We start from the raw sequence: 19100 nt of genomic DNA, 5'->3' as shown, positions 1-19100 counted from the left end.
AGGATAATCGCGGGTTGCCCGATTTTGACTGAAGTTATCCCCTTGTCCTCTGCGCTGCACATCGAGTTCCCAGAAGCCTTGCCCGTCTCCGCCCGCCGGCAGGAGATCGAGGATGCCATCCGCGACCACCAGGTGGTGATCGTCTGCGGCGAGACCGGTTCGGGCAAGACCACGCAGCTGCCCAAGATCGCGCTGGCCATGGGGCGCGGCCGGCTCAATGCCAAGCCGGGCCAGCGTGGCCAGCTGATCGGCCACACGCAGCCGCGGCGGATCGCGGCGTCGAGCGTGGCCAAGCGCATCGCGGAGGAACTCAAGACCCCGCTGGGCGAGGTGGTGGGCTACAAGGTGCGCTTTCAGGACCGGCTCAGCAAGGACGCTTCGGTCAAGCTGATGACCGACGGCATCTTGCTGGCCGAGACGCAGACCGATCCCGACCTGCGCGCCTACGACACGATCATCATCGACGAGGCGCACGAGCGCTCGCTGAACATCGACTTCCTGCTGGGCTACCTGCGCCAGTTGCTGCCGCGCAGGCCGGACCTGAAGGTGATCGTCACCTCGGCCACGATCGACGCGGATCGCTTTGCGGACTACTTCGCGTCCAGCAAAGGCAAAGCCCCCGTCTTGATGGTCTCGGGCCGCACCTACCCGGTGGAGGTGCGCTACCGGCCGTTTGAAGAAAGCCGCGAATACGACCTGAACAACGCGATTGCCGACAGCGTGGACGAGTTGTGGCGCGGTGGCGCCGGCCAGGGCGGCGACATTCTGGTGTTTCTGCCTGGCGAACGAGAAATCCGCGAAGCCGCCGACCACCTGCGCAAACACCTGTCGCACCAGCCCGCGCTGCGCAACGCCGAGGTGCTGCCGCTGTTCGCGCGCCTGTCGCAGGCCGAGCAGGACCGCATCTTCCAGCCGCACGGCCAGCGCCGCATCGTGCTCTCGACCAACGTGGCCGAGACCTCGCTGACGGTGCCCGGCATCCGCTTTGTCATCGACGCCGGCACGGCCCGCGTCAAGCGTTACAGCTTCCGTCAGAAGGTGGAGCAGTTGCTCATCGAGCCGATCAGCCAGGCAGCGGCCAACCAGCGCGCCGGCCGTTGCGGCCGGGTGGCCGATGGCATCTGCATCCGCCTCTACGACGAGGCGGGTTTCAACGGCCGGCCCAAGTTCACCGACCCCGAGATCCTGCGCAGTTCGCTGGCGGGCGTGATCCTGCGCATGAAGGCGCTGCACCTGGGTGCGGTGGAAGACTTCGCGTTTCTGGAAGCGCCGCAGCGCCGCGCCATCACCGATGGCTATCAGCTGCTGTCCGAGCTGGGCGCGGTGGACGAGTCCAACGAGCTGACCCGCATCGGCCAGACGCTCAGCCGCCTGCCGCTGGACCCGCGGGTGGGCCGCATCCTGCTGGAGGCGCAGCAGCGCGGCGCGCTGGACGAGGTGCTGGTCATCGCGTCCGCCCTGAGCCTGCAGGACGTGCGCGACCGCCCGCTGGAGAAACAGACCCAGGCCGACCAGGCGCACAAGAAGTTCGACGACGAGAAGAGCGAGTTCACCGGCACGCTCAAGCTCTGGAAATGGCTGGAAGACAGCAAGGGCGGCCACGGCACCGACCACAAGCTCAGCCACCGCCAGTACGAGAACCTGCTGCGCGAGAACTACATCAATGTGCGGCGGGTGCGCGAGTGGCGCGACATCCATTCGCAGCTGCACACCGTGGTGGCCGAGCACAAGTGGGTCATCAACACCCAGCCTGCCAGCTACGAGCAGTTGCACCTGTCCATGCTGGCCGGTCTGCTGGGCAACATCGGGCAGAAGAACGACACCGAGGACTGGTACCTGGGCGCGCGTGGCATCAAGTTCCACCGCCACCCGGGCGCCAACCTGAGCAAGAAGCCGGGCCGCTGGATCGTCTGCGCCGAGCTGGTGGAGACCGCGCGCCTGTTCGGCCGTGGCATCGCCAACATCGAGCCGCAGTGGCTGGAACAGGTCGGCCAGCATCTGCTCAAGAAGCAGATGCTGGACCCGCACTGGGAGAAGAAGGCGGCGCGCGTTTCGGCGCTGGAGCGCGCCACGCTGTACGGCCTGGTGGTCTACCACCAGCGGCGCGTGGACTACAGCAAGGTGGACCCGGCCGGCGCGCGCGAGATCTTCATCCGCGAAGCCCTGGTCGGACACCTGCACGACGACACTTGGGACAGCAAGTTGCCCTTCCTGGCCGCCAACCGCCGCACCGTGCGCGAGGTGCAGGAGCTGGAACACAAGGCCCGCCGGCAGGACGTGCTGGTGGACGACGAGCTGATTTACGCCTTTTACGACCAGCAACTGCCGGCCGATGTGAGCAACGGCGCGGCCTTCGAGCGCTGGTACAGGGACCACAGCGGTGAGAATCCGAAACTGCTGTTCCTCACCCGCGAAGAACTGATGCGCCACGAGGCCGCGGGCATCACCACGCAGGCCTTCCCCAAGACCCTGCGCCTGGGCGGCGTGGACTGCGCCGTGGCCTATTTGCACGAACCCGGCGACCCGCGCGACGGCGTGAGCGTGACCGTGCCGATCTTCGCGCTCAACCAGGTCAGCGAAGACCGCTGCGACTGGCTGGTGCCCGGCATGCTCAAGGACAAGGTGCAGGCCCTGCTCAAGACGCTTCACCAGCGCCCGCGTTCGCGGCTGGTGCCGCTGCCGGCCACTGCCGAGAAGATGACCGAGGCCCTGTGCCAGCCCGAGGTGTTCGGTGCCGGCAACCTGATGGACGCGCTGCTCAAGCTGGTGCGCGAGGCCACGCAGCTGCCGGTGCAGCGCAACGACATCAAGGTCGACATGCTGCCGGCCCACCACTTCATGCACCTGCGCGTGGTGGACGAACACGGCCGCCAGCTCGGCCAGGGCCGCAACCTGGGTGCGCTGAAAGCCGAGCTGGGCAGCCAGGCGCGCGGTGCCTTCCAGGCACTGGCCCAGCTCAAGCTCAAGGACATCGCGGCACCTGCGCCAGTGTCCGTGGCAACGCCGTCACCGGCCGCCGATGGCGTCCGCCGTGTGCCTACGTCCGACAAGGCCAAGGCGCCAGCTGCACCGGCCGCGAAGACGTCGAGCGCCGAACAGCGTCACATCACCTGGGACTTCGGCGAACTGCCCGAACTCATGGAAATCCGCAAGGGCGGTCAGACGCTGATCGGCTTCCCGGCGCTGATCGACGATGGCGAAGCGGTGCGCATAGAGGTCTTCGACGAGCCCGAGGTGGCGCAGGCGCGCCACCGCGCCGGCCTGCGCCGCCTGTTCGCGCTGCAGATCAAGGACGCGCTGAAGTACCTGGAAAAGAACCTGCCCGGCCTGCAGGCCATGGGCGTGGCCTACATGGCCGTCGGCAAGACCGATAGCGGCGGCGGTGGTGGCTCGCTGGACGAGCTGAAGAACCAGATCCTCGACCTGGCGCTGGACCGCGCCTTTCTGACCGACCCGCTGCCCACCGATGCCTCCGCTTTCAAGGCGAGGGTGGACGAGGGAAGAGGGCGCCTGACCCTGATCGCCAACGAGATTGCCCGCCAGGCCGGCGTGATCCTGACCGAATACGCCGCCGCGGCGCGCAAGCTCAAGGACAGCAAGCCGCCGGCCGATGTGGCCATCGACGTGCAGCTGCAGCTGCAGCGCCTGGTGCCCAAGACCTTCCTGAGCGCCACGCCCTACGCGCAGCTTCAGCACTTCCCGCGCTACCTCAAGGCGGTGCAGCTGCGGCTGGACAAGCTGCGCGGTGACCCGGCGCGCGACGCGGCCAAGTTCGCCGAACTGCGCCCGCAGGACCAGCGCTTCTGGCGCCTGGTGGCCGAGCGCAAGGGGGTGCAGGACGCCCGGTTGCAGGAGGTGCGCTGGCTGCTGGAAGAGCTGCGCGTGAGCTTCTTCGCACAGGAGTTGCGCACGCCGCAGCCTGTGAGCATCAAGCGCATCGACAAGGCCTGGGCCCAGCTCAACACCTGATCCGGTGAGCCCCTGTTGACAGCAGCGTCTGGCCTGCGCTTCACTGACGCCTTCTTTGCATGGAGGTGTCCATGGATCGGCGTGACTTCGCGGAAGCTTGTGCGCTGGGCGCAGGTGTTCTTGCCACTGCACTCGGGACGGGCAGCTGGGCGGCACAGGCCACGCCGCGCCGCTACGCCCCGGCGTTGCTCGTCGACGAACTGGGTGATCCGGTGAAAGCCTCGCAGCTGAAGCTGCAGACGAACTACGTGTTCCACTACCCGTTCGAGGCCACGCCTGTGTTCCTGCTGGACCTGGGCAAGGCCGCCATGCCGCTGGCCCTCAAGACCAAGGGCCGGCAGGACTACCAGTGGCCCGGTGGCGTCGGACCGAGCCGCAGCCTGGTGGCGTTCAGCGCCATCTGTGCCCACCAGCTGGTTTATCCCACCAAGGACCTGAGTTTCATCAGCTTCCGCAAGGGGCCGGTGCTCAACCCGAAGACGCCCAGCCATGGCAACGACCTGATCCACTGCTGCGCCGACCACAGCCAGTACGACCCGGCACGCGGCGCCCAGGTGCTGGGCGGGCCGGCGGAGCAACCGCTGTGCGCCGTGCTGCTGGAGCACGACGCGCGCACAGACACCCTGACCGCGACCGGCACGCTGGGTGGTGAACTCTTTGACGAGTTCTTTCGCAAGTACGAAATGAAGCTGAGCCTGGACGTCGGGCCCAAGGCGCGCCAGCCGGTGGCCGGGCGCAGCACGGTGAAGGAGTTGGAGCGCTTCTGCCGCAACCCGATCCGCTGCTGACGCGCTGCGTCAGAGGCGGGCCAGCCGCTCCAGTGCAGCCTTCAAGGTGTCGTCCTTTTTTGCGAAGCAGAAGCGCACCACCTTCTGGTCGAAGCCATTGCCGTAGAACGCCGAAAGAGGAATCGCCGCCACGCCGATCTCGCGCGTGAGCCACTGGCAGAACTCGCCTTCGGGCAGGTCGCGTTCCGCGACCGCCAGGTTCTCGATGCCCACGCACTGGAAGTAGGTGCCCTGCCCGGGAAGCAGGCGAAAGCGGGTTTGCGCAAGACCGTCCCGGAACAGGTCGCGCTTGCGCTGGTAGAAATCGCTCAGCTGCAGGTAGGGCGCCGGGTCGGCGATGTAGGCGGCCAATGCGTGCTGCATCGGCGTGTTCACCGTGAACACGTTGAACTGGTGCACCTTGCGGAACTCTGCCGTCAGCGGCGCAGGTGCGACCACGGTGCCCACCTTCCAGCCGGTGACGTGGTAGGTCTTGCCGAAGCTGCTGATGATGAAGGCGCGCGCCGCCAGGCCGGGGAAGCGTGCGGCGCTCTGGTGCTGCTGGCCGTCGTAGACCATGTGCTCGTAGACCTCGTCGCTGATCAGCAGCACATCGGTGGGGGCCAGCAGTTCGTCCAGCCGGCGCATGTCCTCGGCGCTCCAGACCTGACCGCTGGGGTTGTGCGGGCTGTTGATCATGAGCGCACGGGTGCGCGGCGTGATGGCGGCAGCGATGGCGTCGAAATCGGGCCGGAAGCTGCCCGGCACCAGCGGCACGCGAACCACCTTGCCACCGGCCAGTTCGATGTTGGGCACGTAGCTGTCGTAGCAGGGCTCCAGCACGATCACTTCGTCGCCCGGGTGCACCACCGCGAGGATGGCCGTCAGGATCGCCTGCGTCGCGCCGGCGGTGACGGTGATTTCGGTGTTCGGGTCGCAGCGCAGGCCGTACAGCGATTCCATCTTCGCGGCCATGGCCTGGCGCAGTGCGGGCACGCCGGGCATGGGTGGGTACTGGTTGTGACCGGCCTGCATGGCCCGGGTGACGGCGTTGACCAGTTCCGGGTCGCAGTCGAAGTCAGGGAAGCCCTGGCCCAGGTTGACGGCCCCCACCTCGGCGGCGAGTGCCGACATGACGGTGAAGATGGTGGTGCCAACAGTGGGCAGGCGGGAGGTCAGCAGTGGCGTGCGGGCGGCGGTGTCCATGGCTTCAGATGTCGTATTCGTCGGAGTTGCCTGCCATGGCGCGCAGGATCAGGTCGCGCGAGAGCCGGTCGCTGAGCAGCTCCGCGAAGCGCAGCACGAACTGGCGCAGGTAGCTGCCGCGTTTGAAGGCCACGCGGGCCAGGTTGTGACCGAACAGCTGGGCGCCCGGGCGGGCCACGAGGTCGGGTGTGGCGTTCTCGCCCTGCATCGCCATCTCGGCCACGATGCCCACGCCCATGCCCAGCTTCACGTAGGTCTTGATCACGTCCGAATCGATGGCTTCGAGCACGATGTTGGGCCGCAGGTGCCGCAGCGCGAAGGCCTGGTCGATGCGGGTACGGCCGGTGAAGCTCGGGTGGTAGGTGATCAGCGGCACATGGGCCAGGTCTTCCAGCGTGATGCGCTCCTGCGCCACCAGCGGGTGGTCGTAGGGAAAGACCAGCACGTGCTGCCATTCGTAGCAGGGCAGGGTGACCAGATCGGGGTAGTTGGTGAGCGACTCGGTGGCGACGCCGATTTCAGCCACTTCCTCGATCAGCATCTTCGCAACCTGGTCGGGCGAGCCCTGGTGCAGGCTGACGGCCACCTTGGGGTAGGCCTGGCGCAGCTTGGCGACTGGACCTGGCAGCACATAGCGCGCCTGGGTGTGGGTGGTGGCGATGGACAGCGTGCCGCTGTCCTGCGCCGCGTACTGCTCACCGATGCGCTTGAGGTTGTTGACCTCGCGCAGGATCACTTCGATGCTCTTGAGCACCTGCACGCCGGGTTCGGTGATGCGCTTGATGCGCTTGCCATGCCGGGCGAAGATCTCGATGCCCAGTTCCTCTTCGAGCTCGATGATGGCCTTGGACACGCCGGGCTGCGAGGTGTGCAGCGCCTTGGCGGCTTCGGTCAAGTTCAGGTTGCGGCGCACCGCCTCTTGGACGAAGCGGAACTGGTGCAGGTTCATCGGGCAGGTTCCAGCGCAATCTGCGCGAGCAGGGCGGTCAGGCGGGGGTCTTCGCCAGCGGTGGCCAGGCGTTCGAAGCGAACGTCGGGATGGGCGAGTGCGAGCTGCTCCACCAGCACCGGCAGATCTTCTCGGGCGTGTTTGCCCATACCGAAGAACAGGGGCAGCACCCGGATGTGGGACACCCCCTGATCCACCAGCTCCGCGGCAGCGGTGGGGAGGTCGGGTTCGCTCAGCTCCAGATAGGCGCAGGCCACCCGGACCGCCGGATCGGCGTCACGGATCTGCCGCGCCACAGACTCGACCGGCGCCCGCCACAGCGGGTCGCGCGACCCATGCGCAAAAACGATGACGCCCAGCATGGCTACCTCCTGAGCACCAGCCAGCCAAACGCGCCCAGCGAGAGGAACGAATAGATGATGGCCGGAGACGCCGCCGCCAGCCAGGGGCGCCAGTGGTTGAGGTTGCCGATGTAGCCGAAAACGTTGTTCAGCAGGAAGAAGCTGATGCCGATCATCACGCCACCGAACACATAGCCGGTGATGCCGCCACTGCGGAAATGCAGGTAGGCAAACGGCAGGGACAGCACCACCATCACCAGACAGGAAAGGGGGTAGAACACCTTGCGCCAGAACTCGATTTCATAGCGCTGCGCGGTCTGGCCGTTGGCCTCCAGGTGCTGCACATAGGCGTAGAGATCGGTCGTTCGCATGCGGTCTGGCTTGAGCAGCGCCACCGACACCATTTCCGCAGAAATCGTGCTGGGCCAGGAGAGCGATTCATGCTTGCTGCTGACGATCCGGGCCGACTGCTGGCCTGCCACGTCGAACTCCCTGCGCACCACCTTGTTGAGCGTCCAGGAACCATGGCCTTCGATCCGGCCCTGCTCGGCCTGCACCGTGGACACCAGCAGCCCCTGGTTGTCGAATTCGAAGATGCGGACCTCTCCCAGCTCGCCAGAAGGCGAGAGCGACCCAACATTGACCGAGAAGTTGCTGTGCGCCTGCCGCTCCTTGAGCCAGGCGCCGGTCTGGCCGAGGCTCAGCTTGCCCTGGTATCGGGCCTTGAGCAGTTGTGCGGTCTTGTCTGCAATGGGGGCGACGTAGTCTCCGACCGCGAAGGTGAGCGCCACAAACAGCAGGCCCAGGCCCAGCAGCGTGCGCAGCGCTTTCCAGGGTCCCAGGCCACTGGTGCGCAGGATGGTGTATTCGGAACTCTGGGCCAGGCGCGCGAGCACGGCCACCGATCCGATGAGCACCGAGATCGGCAACAGCTCGTAGATGCGGCTGGGCATCAGCAGCGCCACATACAGCATGGCGTGCGTCAACTCGTAGGTGACCTTGGGGTCGAGGCGGGACGGCTGGCCGATCGCGGCCAACTCTTCGACGAAATCGAAGAAGAAGAACAGCGACAGGAAAGCCAGCAGCACGTAGCCGGTGGCGATCAGGACCTCGCCGTAAATCAGTCGGCGGATCGTCTTCATGCGGATGCCCCTGCGGCACCGCCGCCTGCGAGCCGGCTGAACCAGGTGCGCCAGTGGATGTTGTGGTGGCGCTTGGCCAGCCACAGGGCGCTGAACAGGAACACCGATCCGTGCAGCAGGATGGTCAGCGTCAGCCAGCTGATTTGTCCGGCTGTCACCCAGCGCTGTCCGACGTTGAGCAGGTTGAAGTACACGATGAAAGCGAAGAGTGTGAACAGCAGGTTGCCGCTGCGGCCGGCGCGGGGGTTGCTGACCGTGGTCGCGACACCCAGCAGGACCAGGTTGAAGGCGGTCAGGGCCACGCCGATGCGCCAGCCCAGTTCACCCATGTTCGCCGGCGTCGGGTCCTGGATGAGCGCCAGGGTGCTGCGCGCCTTGAGCGCCTGACCGCCGCGGATGTAGGCGGACGCGGCACCGATCTGTGCGCCGTACTGCTCGAACTGGCTGACCTTGATGCGGCCGGTTTTGGGGTCGCTTTCAAGGCGCTGGCCGTTGTTGAGCATTAGGAACTGGCGGTCACCCTGCCACTCGATGCGGCCGGACACCGCCGAGGTCACGGTTTCGTTGCCGTTTTTCTCGATGCTGGAGATGAACACGTTGCGGCCCTCGGTGCCGTCGGCCGTGTCCTTGTCGATGAAAAACACCCGACGGCCGCTGGACGACTCCTGGAACTGCCCGGGGGCAATGCGCTGGAGGTCGCCGCGGTTTTCGAAGCGGTTGCGCAGTTCGGCGGTCTGCTGGTTGGCCCAGGGCCAGACGAACAGGACCATCAGCACGATCACGAGCAGCACCGGCCATGCAAACCGCAGCACAGGGCTGAGAAAGCCCCCCAGCGAGCGGCCGCTGGAGAACCAGATGATCATTTCGCTCTCGCGGTACATGCGCGAGAGGGTGGAGACAATGGCGATGAAGAGGGCCAGTGTCAGGATGGTCTGGGTGTAACCCAGTACCGTGTAGCCCAGCACCAGCATGACCTCTTCCGGGTTCACGCTGCCGCGCGAGGCCAGCCCAAGCGTGCGGATCAGCAGCACCGTCAGCACGATGGTGAAGAGAACCACCAGGGTGGCGCCGAAGCTGCGTGCCAGCTCGGTGCGGATGGATGAATGGAATAACATCGAATCAAACAGGAAAGACACGATTATGGACTTCGAACTCAAAGCCCTTTCCCTGGTTCAGGCAAGCCAGCTCGCGGTGGATGCACTGGTGGTGCTGGTGCCCGACGACACCCAGGGCCTGGAAGGCGCCGACGCCCTGAGCGAGCTGGTGCGGGACGCCTCCCGCCGGGGAGATCTTGAAACCGGCGTGGGCAAATGTCTGTCGGTCTACCGGCCCCAGGGGCTCAAGCCGGTGCGGGTGGTGCTGGCACGCGCTGGCGACGGAACACCTGCAGCGGTCCGCAAGGCGGTCATGGTGGCAATGTCGGGCCTGAAGTCGTCCAGTGTGAAGAAGGTGGCTGTGCTGCTCAGCGGCATGGCGAGCGACCAGCCCACGGTTCACAGCGCGATGGTGGCGGTGGCGGACAGCACCTATGCCTATGTGACCACCAAACCTTCGGCCACCGCCCGCGCGATCCGCCAGGTGATCGTTGGTGTGAGCGATGTGGCCGCCGCACGTCCTGCGTTCCGGTTCGGACAGGCCCAGGTCGCCGGGATCGAGCTGGCCAAGGAGTGGGCCAACCGGCCCGCCAACCATGCCACACCCAGCCACCTGGCCGAGGCCGCGCGCAAGCTCGGGCGCAAACCGCGCATCAAGACCGAAGTACTGGGCCCCAAGGAAGTGGCGGCGTTGGGTATGGGCGCCTTCATGGCGGTCGCGCAGGGCTCGTCCCAGCCGCTGCGGTTCATCGTCATGCACTACCAGGGCGGGCCCAAAGGCAGTGCGCCGGTGGTGCTGGTGGGCAAGGGCATCACCTTCGACACCGGTGGCATCTCGATCAAGCCTGCGGCCGAGATGGACGAGATGAAGTTCGACATGGGAGGGGCTGCGAGCGTGCTGGGCACCTTCGCAGGGCTGGCCGAGCTGCAGCCCGAGGTCAACGTGGTGGGCATCATTCCGAGCTGCGAGAACATGCCGGACGGCAGCGCCGTCAAACCGGGGGACGTGGTCACCAGCATGAGCGGACAGACCATCGAGATTCTCAACACCGATGCCGAAGGCCGCCTGATTCTTTGCGACGCATTGACCTACGCAGCCCGGTTCAAGCCGCGTTGCGTGATCGACATTGCAACACTCACCGGTGCTTGCGTGATCGCCCTTGGGGCGGTCCGGTCCGGTATGTTCGCGAACCGGAGCGACCTGGCCGACGCCTTGCTCGCTGCGGGAGATCGGTCGATGGATCTCTGCTGGCGGCTCCCGCTGGACGACGATTACGCCGAAGGCCTCAAGTCGAATTTCGCGGACATGGGCAATGTGGCCGGACGCGCCGGTGGTGCGATCACCGCAGCCAAGTTCCTGCAGAAATTCGTGGCAGAAATGCCCTGGGCGCACCTAGACATCGCAGGGACGGCCTGGAAGAGCGGCGCCAGCAAAGGCGCGACCGGGCGACCGGTTCCGCTGCTGCTGCAGTACCTCAGCGATCTTCAGGGTGAGACCACGCCCAAAAAGGCGCGTGCGGGTGGCAGGACATCCCGCAAGGCATGACCGAGGTCGCGTTCCACCTGAACGTCGGAGACCGGACAGCCTACCTCTGCCGGCTGCTGCGCAAGGCCTACCTCAAAGGCTCCCGCGTGTACGTGCTCGGCGGCGCGTCGTCCATCGACCCGCTCGACAGGGCTCTCTGGCTCATGGCGCAGGGTGAGTTTGTGCCTCATGCCAGGAGCGGATCTGCAGAGCACGTCCGCCGCCGTTCGCCCATCGTGCTGGGTGAGCATGAGCCCGAATGGGCACAGGTGGATGTGCTGATCAATCTGTCGGATCAGGCCCTGTGCGGTGTCGGGGTGGTGCCGCGGATCATCGAGGTGGTGGGCTCGGAACCTGGGGGCAGGGAGAAAGGCCGGGATCGGTGGCGGCTCTACCGCCAGGCGGGCGTTGAGCCCACGGCCCACGACCTGTCCGGGTCGGTGGCGTGATGGATGGCCGCATGCCTTGCATGCGGTGTGCTTATGGTGCATGCGTTGGAATGATGCTCACTGGGGCAAACCCTTGAAGCGATTTGCGCAAGTCCTGATGCAGCGTCCTCTGCGCAACGATTTGGAGTATCTTTATGGATGTGGAGAAAAGTTCCCTCCGCATTCCAAAATTCATTCCTTTCCGAGGATACCTATGCAACTGAACCTGAAACTGGCCGTCATTTCCGCAGCCGTCGTTCTGGCCGCCTGCGGCAAAAAAGAAGAGGCAGCTCCGGCCGCCGCTCCTGCTGCTGCCCCGGCACCTGCTGCCGCTCCTGCACCCGCAGCAGATGACGGCGTCATCAAGATCGGTCACGTCGGTCCCACCAGCGGTGCCATCGCCCACCTCGGCAAGGACAACGAAAATGGCGCACGCATGGCCATCGAAGAGCTGAACGCCGCTGGTCTGACCATCGGTGGCAAGCCTGCCAAGTTCGAGCTGCTGGCTGAAGACGATGCTGGTGATCCGAAGCAGGGCACGGCCGCCGCTCAGAAGCTGGTGGACGCCAAGGTCAACGGCGTGATCGGTCACCTGAACTCGGGCACCACCATCCCCGCGTCCCAGATCTACAACGACGCTGGCATTCCCCAGATCTCTCCCTCCGCCACGAACCCCAAGTACACCCGCCAGGGCTACGCCGGTGCGTTCCGCGTGGTGGCCGACGACGTGCACCTGGGTGGCACGCTGGGCAAGTACGCTGTGGAATCCCTCAAGGGCAAGAGCATTGCCGTCATCGACGACCGCACCGCCTACGGCCAGGGTGTGGCCGACGAGTTCGAGAAGGGTGTGACAGCCGCTGGCGGCAAGGTCGTGGGTCGTGAATTCACCAACGACAAGGCCACCGACTTCAACGCCATCCTGACCACGCTGAAGGCCAAGAAGCCGGACATCGTGTTCTTCGGCGGCATGGACGCCGTGGCTGGCCCGATGCTCAAGCAGATGAAGCAGCTGGGCATCAAGGCCAAGTTCATGGGCGGCGACGGCATCTGCTCGTCCGGTCTGGTCGATCTGGCTGGCGACGGCATGTCCGACGAGCAGGTCTACTGCGCGGAAGCCGGTGGCGTGGAAGGCGAAGCCAAGGCCGGCATGGAGAAATTCAAGACCGACTTCAAGGCCAAGTTCAATGCCGACGTCCAGGTGTACGCACCGTACGTGTACGACTCCGTCAAGGTGATGGTCGAGGCCATGAAGGCCGCCGACTCCTCCGACCCGGCCAAGTACCTGCCGAAGCTGAAGGAAACCAACTACAAGGGTGTGACCGGCACCATCGCCTTCGACGAAAAGGGCGACATCAAGAACGGTGCCCTGACGCTGTACACCTACAAGGGTGGCAAGCGTTCGGAACTGGCCGTGATCCGCTGATCTGCGGACCAGCCTCAAAAGAGCCGCCTTCAGGGCGGCTTTTTTGTGGGCGTCTCTTGGTCGATCAGTGCACGCCTTCATGGCACGTGGCGCTCGGGCGGCCTCGTCAGGCCGTACAGTCGGCGTCGTCTGTAAGTTCCTGGCGTCTCGCCCGACTGTTGGGCTCCCTTTCCCTGTTCTATCGAGAGTTCGCGCATGAAATTGTTTTCGCTGACCGCACTGACCCTGGGCCTGAGCGTTCCGTTCGCTGCCCACGCCGACTGGGCCAAGACCGAAGCCGAGGCCAAGGGCCAGACGGTGTACTTCAACGCCTGGGGCGGCGGCGAGGCCATCAATGCCTACATCGCCTGGGTGGCACAGCAGGTCAAGGGCCGCTATGGGGTGGAACTGCGGCACGTCAAGGTGACGGATGCGGCCGAGGTGGTCAAGCGGGTGCAGACCGAGGTGGCGGCCGGCAGACGCACCGACGGCTCGGTCGACCTGGTGTGGATCAACGGTGAGAACTTCCGCAATCTCAAGCAGGGCGGCCTGCTGTTTGGTCCCTGGGCCGAGTCACTTCCCAACTGGGGCGCGGTGGACCTGAACAAGCCGGTGCGCAGCGATTTTTCGGTGCCCACGGAGGGCTACGAGGCGCCGTGGGGCACGGCCCAGCTGACCTTCATCGCCGACAAGGCCCGCACCCCCATTCCGCCGCGCTCGGCGGCCGAACTGCTGTCCTTTGCCAAGGCCAACCCTGGGCGTGTGAGCTACCCGAAGCCGCCGGATTTCCACGGCACCACCTTCCTCAAACAGGTGCTGATCGAGCTGGCGCCTGACCGCAAGGTGCTGCAGTCGCCGGTGAGTCCCGCCAGCTTCGGCGCCGCCACCGCGCCGCTGTGGGCCTACCTGGACCAGCTGCACCCGGCGCTCTGGCGCAGTGGCAAGACCTTCCCGGCCAGCGCCGCCGAGATGCACCGCATGCTGGCCGATGGCGAGCTGCGGCTCTCGCTGACCTTCAACCCGAACGAGGCCGCGAATCTGATCAGCTCGCGCCAGCTGCCCGCCACCGCCTACAGTTTCGGCTTCACGGGCGGCACCATCGGCAACGTGCACTTCGTGGCCATTCCCGTCAACGCCAAGGCCCGCGCCGGGGCCCAGGTGGTGGCCAACTTCCTGCTGTCGCCCGAGGCCCAGGCGCGCAAGGCCGATATTACGGTCTGGGGCGACGGCAGCGTGCTGGATGTGGGCAAGCTGCCGGCTGCGATCCAGACCGCCATGCGCAAGACGGCGCCGGGCGCGCTGGCCGAGGCCGTGCCCACGCTGGCCGAGCCCCACGCCAGCTGGGTGGATGCGCTGGAGAGCGAGTGGCTCAAGCGCTACGGGACCCGCTGAGCCGGCGCAGCCCACCTTCCGCGCCATTGGGAGACCGCTGGCGCCAGGCGCGGACCTGGCTGGCGGCCCTGCCGGTGCTGGCGATCCTCGGGCCGGTGCTGCCCGGCCTGTACTGGGCGCTGGCACCCTCGCTGGAACTGTCGGTCTGGCGGGCACTGTGGTCCGACGTCCAATGGCCTCAAGCCCTGCGCACCACCCTGGTGTCGGCCGGGCTGGGCAGCGTGCTGGGCATGGCCCTGGCGGCCACGCTGGCGACCGCGCTGTACCCGGGGCCGCGCTGGCTGACGATGCAGCGCCGGCTGCCGCTGATGCTGTCGGTGCCGCACGCAGCCTTTGCCGTCGGCCTGTTGTTCCTGATCGCGCCCTCGGGTTGGCTCGCGCGTGCGGTGGCACCGCTGGCAGGCTGGATCGACCCCCCGGCCTGGACCACCGTGCAGGACCCCTTCGGCCTGGGCCTGGCCCTGGCGCTGGGACTTAAGGAGAGCTGGTTCCTGCTCTGGGTGCTGGCGGCGGTGCTGGGTGAGCAGGCGGTGCACCGCCACATGGTGGTGGCGCGGTCGCTGGGATACAACCGCGCCCAGGTGTGGTGGCACGTGCTGTGGCCCCAGTTGCTGCCGCGCCTGGGCTGGCCGCTGGCCGCGGTGCTGGCCTACGGCCTGTCGGTGGTGGACATGGCCGTGGTGCTGGGGCCGAGCACGCCGCCCACGCTGGCCGTGCTGATCTGGCAGTGGCTGACCGATCCCGACCCCGCCCTGCAGGCGCAGGGGGCGGCAGGATCGCTGGTGCTGCTGGGCGTGTTCCTGCTGATCACAGCGGGCGCCCGCTGGACATGGCATGGGATGGTCCGGCGCGCGGCCTATCCTGCGGGTGTGCGCCAGCCCGCAAGCAACCCGTCCCGCTGGGGGCTGCACCAGCCGCTGTTTCTGGTGGGCTATGCGGTGGTGGCGGTGCTGCTGCTGTGGTCGCTGGCGGACACATGGTTTTTCCCGGCGCTGTGGCCCGATGCGTTGTCGCTGCAGACCTGGATGCAGGCCAACTGGGCACCGTTCGGCACCACCCTGTGGCTGGCGACCGCGGCGACCCTGCTGTGCCTGCCGGCCGCGCTGGTCTGGCTGGAGTGGGGGCCGCAGCGCTACAACGCTGTGCTGTATCTGCCGCTGATCATTCCCTCGCTGCCCCTGGTGGCGGCGCAGTACGCAGCGCTGCTGCGGGTGCCGGCCGATGGCACCACGGGCGGCCTGCTGTGGAGCCACCTGCTGTGGGTGCTGCCCTACATCGTGCTCACCCTGATCGGGCCCTACCGCGCATTCGACCGGCGGCTGATGTCCACCGCGCAGGCGCTGGGCCACTCCCCACTCGGCGCCTGCCTGCGGGTGAAGTGGCCGATGCTGCTCAAACCCATCCTGGCCGCGCTGGCGGTCGGTTTTTCGGTCAGCGTGGCGCAGTACCTGCCGACGCTGTTTGCCGGCGGCGGGCGCTTTGCTACTGTGACCACCGAAGCGGTGGCGCTGAGCGCCGGCGGCAACCGCCGCGCGCTGGCGGCGCAGGCGCTGCTGCAGATCGTGCTGCCGCTGCTGGGCTTCGGGCTGGCGGCGCTGCTGTCTCAATGGGCGGGTCGACACCGTCGAGGGTTGCGCTGAAATGCTTGAGATTCGACATCTGACCATCGCCAAGGACGGCCATCAGCTCATCGCGGGTCTGGACCTGCAGGTCGGGCAGGGCGCCATCGTCACGCTCACCGGAGCGTCGGGCTCGGGCAAGTCGACCCTGCTCAACTGGCTGGTGGGCGATCTGGACCCGGCGTTCCAGGCGCAGGGCGAGCTGTGGCTGGACGGCCAGCGGCGCGACGGTCTGCCGGTGGAGGCGCGCGGCATCGGCATCCTGTTCCAGGACGACCTGCTGTTTCCCCACCTGAGCGTGGGGCAGAACCTCGCGTTCGCATTGCCGGCCACGGTGCGCGGCGCCACGGCCCGGCGCGAGCGGGTGGCGCAGACACTGCGCGACATCGGTCTGGAGGGCTTTCACGACCGCGACCCCGCCACCCTCTCGGGCGGGCAGCGCGCGCGCGTGAGCCTGATGCGGGCGCTGCTGGCCGAACCCCGCGCGCTGCTGCTGGACGAGCCCTTCTCGCGGCTGGACGCGGCGCTGCGCGCGCAGTTCCGCGGTTTCGTGTTCAAACAGATCCAGCGCCAGCGCATCCCGACCGTGCTGGTCACGCATGATCCGGACGACGTGCCGCCGGGCGGGCAGGTGTTCGATATTCAGCAGTGGCAGGTGCCGCCGGACTGAGCGGACCGCGACGCCCAGGCGGACTCAGGCGCTCAGCACCACTGGTTCGAGCGCGTCGCTCGCAGCGCTGACGCGGCCGATGGCTGCGGTGTGCGGGTAGCCCGCCGCCTGGAGCGCGCGGACGCAGTCGGCTGCACGGTCGGCCGGTACGCTGGCCAGCAGGCCGCCCGCCGTCTGAGGGTCGAACAGTAGCGGGTAGCGCGGGTCGTCCACGAAGGCCTCGGCGTTGCGCAGTGCGCGGCGCAGGCGCACGTTGGCCGGCTGCAGCGAACTGACGATGCCGGCCTGGACGCACTCCACCGCGCCGTCGAGCAGGGGCAGGGCGCCCAGCTGCAGCTCGGCGTCCATGCCCGAGGGGCGGGTCATTTCGACCAGGTGGCCGAGCAGGCCGAAGCCGGTGAGGTCGGTGCAGGCGGTGGCGCCGTGTTCGCGCAGGATGCGGGCACCGGCCTGGTTGGAGACCACCATCGACTGCAGCGTCGCATCGACCCAGCGGCCTTTGGCCGCGTGCTGTGCGTGCGCCGCAAACAGGGTGCCGGTGCCGATGGGTTTGGTCAGCAGCAGCACGTCGCCGGGCCGCATGCCGCCCTTGCGCATCACGCCGGTCATGCGCTCGTCGATCAGGCCGTTGACGGCGAAGCCCAGCGCCAGTTCGCGCCCTTCGCCGGTGTGCCCGCCGACCAGGCAGCAGCCCGCCGCGTTGAGCACCTCGACCGCGCCGGTCATCATCTGCAACAGCAGGTCTTCGACCTTGGCCTCCAGGCCGGGCGGCACGGTGGCGATGGCCGTGGCCGACTGCGGTTCGGCGCCCATGGCGAAGATGTCGCCCAGCGCGTGGTTGGCCGCGACCTGGCCGAACAGGTAGGGGTCGTCGATGAAGCTGCGGAAGAAGTCCACCGTGTGCACCATCGCCATGCCCGGCGGCACGCGCACCACGGCGGCGTCGTCCGGCGCGTGCAGGCCGATCAGCACGTCGTCGCGCTGCACCGGCTGCAAGTTGCCGAGAGCGCGGCTGAGGATGCTGGCCCCCACCTTAGCGCCGCAGCCGCCGCAGCGCATGGCGATCGCCGAGATCGCCTGGCGCGACTCTTCGGCACTCAGCACCAGGCCGCTGGCGCGCGCGGCCTGCGATAGTGCGGCCGGCGCCATGGCGGGCAGCTCGGTGAACTTGCGCATGAAGCGCTGGTCGATGTGGTCCTTCCAGCGCCAGACCCAGTCGCCCGCGAAGCCGATGGGGCCGCGCGAGGCTACGGCGTGGCGGGCGCCGGTGGAGATCAGCGCCAGCCAGTGTTTCTGCGGGCGGTAGGGCTGCAGGGGTTGACCGCGCAGGGCGTTGCGCAGGTTGCGCGCCAGTGCAGGGCCCATGCGCACCGCGAACACGCCGGCCTTCTCCAGCGGGCGTGGCAGGAAAGACGCCACGTCGCCGGCCGCAAAGATCTTCGGGTCGTCCGGCGTCTGCAGGTATTCGTTGACGCAGACGAAGCCGTGTTCATCCAGCGCCAGACCCGTGCCCTGCAACCAGGCCGGGCCGCCTGCCTGCGTCACCCACATGGTCTCGTCGGCGTCGAAGGTGCGTCCGTCCTGCGTGGTCAGGCAGCCGGGCGAAACCTGCGTCACCTCGGCACGCGTGTGCACGGCCACGCGCCGCTCCTTCAGCACGTGGGCAAAGCGCGCCCGGACCCTGGGGTTGTGGGTGGGCAGGAGGCTGTCGCCCGCGGTGAGCAGCACGAACTGCAACAGGTCCGGGCTCTTGCCCAGGGCCTGCAGCTCCTGGCGCAGCCGGTATTGCATGGACAGCACCAGTTCCACGCCGCCCGCGCCGCCGCCCACCACCGCCACGGTGAAGCGGTCGCGCAGGCTGCGCACGCGCTCCAGGAGGGCGAGCCAGCGCTGGTTGAAGTGGGCGATGGGCTTGACCGGCACCGCGTGGGCCTGGGCGCCGTCGACCTGACGCACATTCGGCGTGGAGCCGGTGTTGATGGACAGCAGGTCGTAAGGAATGGAGGGCCGTCCCTTGAGCAGCACACGCTGGTTCGCGCGGTCCAGCCCGGTCACCTCGCCGTGGATGAAGCGCGCGCCGGCGAACACCGCCAGGCGGCCTAGGTCGATGTGGACCTCGTCGAAGCTGTAGTGGCCCGCGATGTAGCCGGGCAACATGCCGGAGTAGGGCGTGTCGATGTCGGTGCAGACCATGGTGATGCGCAGGCCCGGTTCGGGCCGCATGGCCAGCATGCGCAGCGCAACCACATGGCTGTGGCCGCCACCGACGAGGACCAGATCGCGCAGGACAGGTTGTTCGTGTGATTGCATGCGACGGTGGCCGCGCAGAAGGGGGCTTGGGGAGAAATCGCTGGCCTGCCCGGAGGGACTCGAACCCCCGACCTGCTGCTTAGAAGGCAGCTGCTCTATCCGGTTGAGCTACGGGCAGCCGGTGCGGACAGGATACAAAAAAGGCCCACGCAGTGGGCCTTTTTTGTCCTGAAGAATGGTCGGAGCGGCGGGATTCGAACTCGCGACCCTCTGCTCCCAAAGCAGATGCGCTACCAGGCTGCGCTACGCTCCGACAAGCCGGCGAGTATACCCTGTCGCCAGGGGG

General features: G+C 67.2%; 14 protein-coding genes and 2 tRNA genes. 8 read left to right on the top strand and 8 right to left on the bottom strand.

Annotation, left to right across the window (positions count from 1 at the left end; translation table 11 throughout):
* Positions 1 to 42: 42 nt before the first annotated feature.
* Together hrpA and HFL01S_RS19305 are read left to right on the top strand one after the other, a co-directional pair.
* Entirely contained in the window at positions 43 to 3969 is a 3927-nt protein-coding gene (gene hrpA / locus HFL01S_RS19310; protein ID WP_439648606.1) for an ATP-dependent RNA helicase HrpA, read from the top strand.
* A 71-nt stretch (positions 3970 to 4040) separates the two neighbouring features.
* Positions 4041 to 4757 (top strand): Rieske (2Fe-2S) protein, encoded by a 717-nt coding sequence (locus HFL01S_RS19305; protein ID WP_066261500.1) that lies wholly within the window; start codon positions 4041 to 4043, stop codon positions 4755 to 4757.
* Between the two features lie 9 nt (positions 4758 to 4766).
* Here HFL01S_RS19305 and HFL01S_RS19300 read toward each other — a convergent pair whose 3' ends face one another.
* Genes HFL01S_RS19300 through lptF form a run of 5 tightly spaced genes read right to left on the bottom strand, consistent with a single transcriptional unit; the run spans position 4767 to position 9489 of the window.
* Complete coding sequence (locus tag HFL01S_RS19300; RefSeq protein WP_066261498.1) at positions 4767 to 5942, bottom strand: pyridoxal phosphate-dependent aminotransferase; 1176 nt, start codon at positions 5940 to 5942, stop codon at positions 4767 to 4769.
* 4 nt (positions 5943 to 5946) lie between these two features.
* Positions 5947 to 6891 carry a CysB family HTH-type transcriptional regulator gene (locus tag HFL01S_RS19295; RefSeq protein ID WP_066261493.1) on the bottom strand — a complete coding sequence of 315 codons (945 nt, stop codon included), beginning with the start codon at positions 6889 to 6891 and terminating at the stop codon, positions 5947 to 5949.
* Positions 6888 to 7253: a sirohydrochlorin chelatase gene (locus tag HFL01S_RS19290; protein WP_066261489.1), complete on the bottom strand. Its 366-nt coding sequence runs from the start codon at positions 7251 to 7253 to the stop codon at positions 6888 to 6890. Before HFL01S_RS19290 ends, HFL01S_RS19295 begins: the two co-directional genes overlap by 4 nt.
* A 2-nt stretch (positions 7254 to 7255) precedes the next feature.
* Positions 7256 to 8374 (bottom strand): LPS export ABC transporter permease LptG, encoded by a 1119-nt coding sequence (lptG, locus tag HFL01S_RS19285; protein ID WP_066261487.1) that lies wholly within the window; start codon positions 8372 to 8374, stop codon positions 7256 to 7258.
* Positions 8371 to 9489, bottom strand: a complete 1119-nt coding sequence (gene lptF, locus HFL01S_RS19280; protein ID WP_066261572.1) for an LPS export ABC transporter permease LptF — start codon at positions 9487 to 9489, stop codon at positions 8371 to 8373. The genes lptG and lptF overlap by 4 nt, the downstream gene beginning before the upstream one ends.
* A 25-nt stretch (positions 9490 to 9514) precedes the next feature.
* Here lptF and HFL01S_RS19275 point away from each other — a divergent pair, with 25 nt between their 5' ends.
* The 6 genes from HFL01S_RS19275 to HFL01S_RS19250 all read left to right on the top strand — a co-directional run bounded on the left by HFL01S_RS19275 (position 9515) and on the right by HFL01S_RS19250 (position 16504).
* Positions 9515 to 11014, top strand: a complete 1500-nt coding sequence (locus HFL01S_RS19275; protein WP_066261481.1) for a leucyl aminopeptidase — start codon at positions 9515 to 9517, stop codon at positions 11012 to 11014.
* Complete coding sequence (locus HFL01S_RS19270; protein WP_066261478.1) at positions 11011 to 11442, top strand: DNA polymerase III subunit chi; 432 nt, start codon at positions 11011 to 11013, stop codon at positions 11440 to 11442. Before HFL01S_RS19275 ends, HFL01S_RS19270 begins: the two co-directional genes overlap by 4 nt.
* A gap of 193 nt (positions 11443 to 11635) precedes the next feature.
* Positions 11636 to 12844 (top strand): branched-chain amino acid ABC transporter substrate-binding protein, encoded by a 1209-nt coding sequence (locus HFL01S_RS19265; RefSeq protein ID WP_066261475.1) that lies wholly within the window; start codon positions 11636 to 11638, stop codon positions 12842 to 12844.
* Positions 12845 to 13039: 195 nt separating this feature from the next.
* Positions 13040 to 14215, top strand: a complete 1176-nt coding sequence (locus HFL01S_RS19260) for an ABC transporter substrate-binding protein (RefSeq protein ID WP_066261473.1) — start codon at positions 13040 to 13042, stop codon at positions 14213 to 14215.
* A complete protein-coding gene (locus HFL01S_RS19255) occupies positions 14188 to 15855 on the top strand; it encodes an ABC transporter permease (RefSeq protein ID WP_157538953.1) in 1668 nt (555 codons plus the stop codon). The genes HFL01S_RS19260 and HFL01S_RS19255 overlap by 28 nt, the downstream gene beginning before the upstream one ends.
* Position 15856: 1 nt before the next feature.
* Positions 15857 to 16504, top strand: a complete 648-nt coding sequence (locus HFL01S_RS19250) for an ATP-binding cassette domain-containing protein (RefSeq protein WP_066261471.1) — start codon at positions 15857 to 15859, stop codon at positions 16502 to 16504.
* A 24-nt stretch (positions 16505 to 16528) separates the two neighbouring features.
* Here the strand turns inward: HFL01S_RS19250 and selD are convergent, their stop codons facing one another.
* The 3 genes from selD to HFL01S_RS19235 form a co-directional block, all read right to left on the bottom strand.
* The gene (selD, locus tag HFL01S_RS19245) at positions 16529 to 18814 is read right to left on the bottom strand and encodes a selenide, water dikinase SelD (RefSeq protein WP_066261466.1); all 2286 of its coding nucleotides are present in this window, start codon (positions 18812 to 18814) and stop codon (positions 16529 to 16531) included.
* Between the two features lie 41 nt (positions 18815 to 18855).
* Positions 18856 to 18932, bottom strand: a tRNA-Arg gene (locus HFL01S_RS19240).
* A gap of 58 nt (positions 18933 to 18990) precedes the next feature.
* A tRNA-Pro gene (locus HFL01S_RS19235) sits at positions 18991 to 19067 on the bottom strand.
* Positions 19068 to 19100 lie beyond the last annotated feature (33 nt).

The sequence above is a fragment of the Hydrogenophaga flava NBRC 102514 genome (assembly GCF_001571145.1).
Lineage (GTDB): Bacteria > Pseudomonadota > Gammaproteobacteria > Burkholderiales > Burkholderiaceae_C > Hydrogenophaga > Hydrogenophaga flava.
The sequence above is the reverse complement of the archived record's forward strand: the minus strand, read 5'-3'. Positions and strand labels throughout refer to the sequence as shown.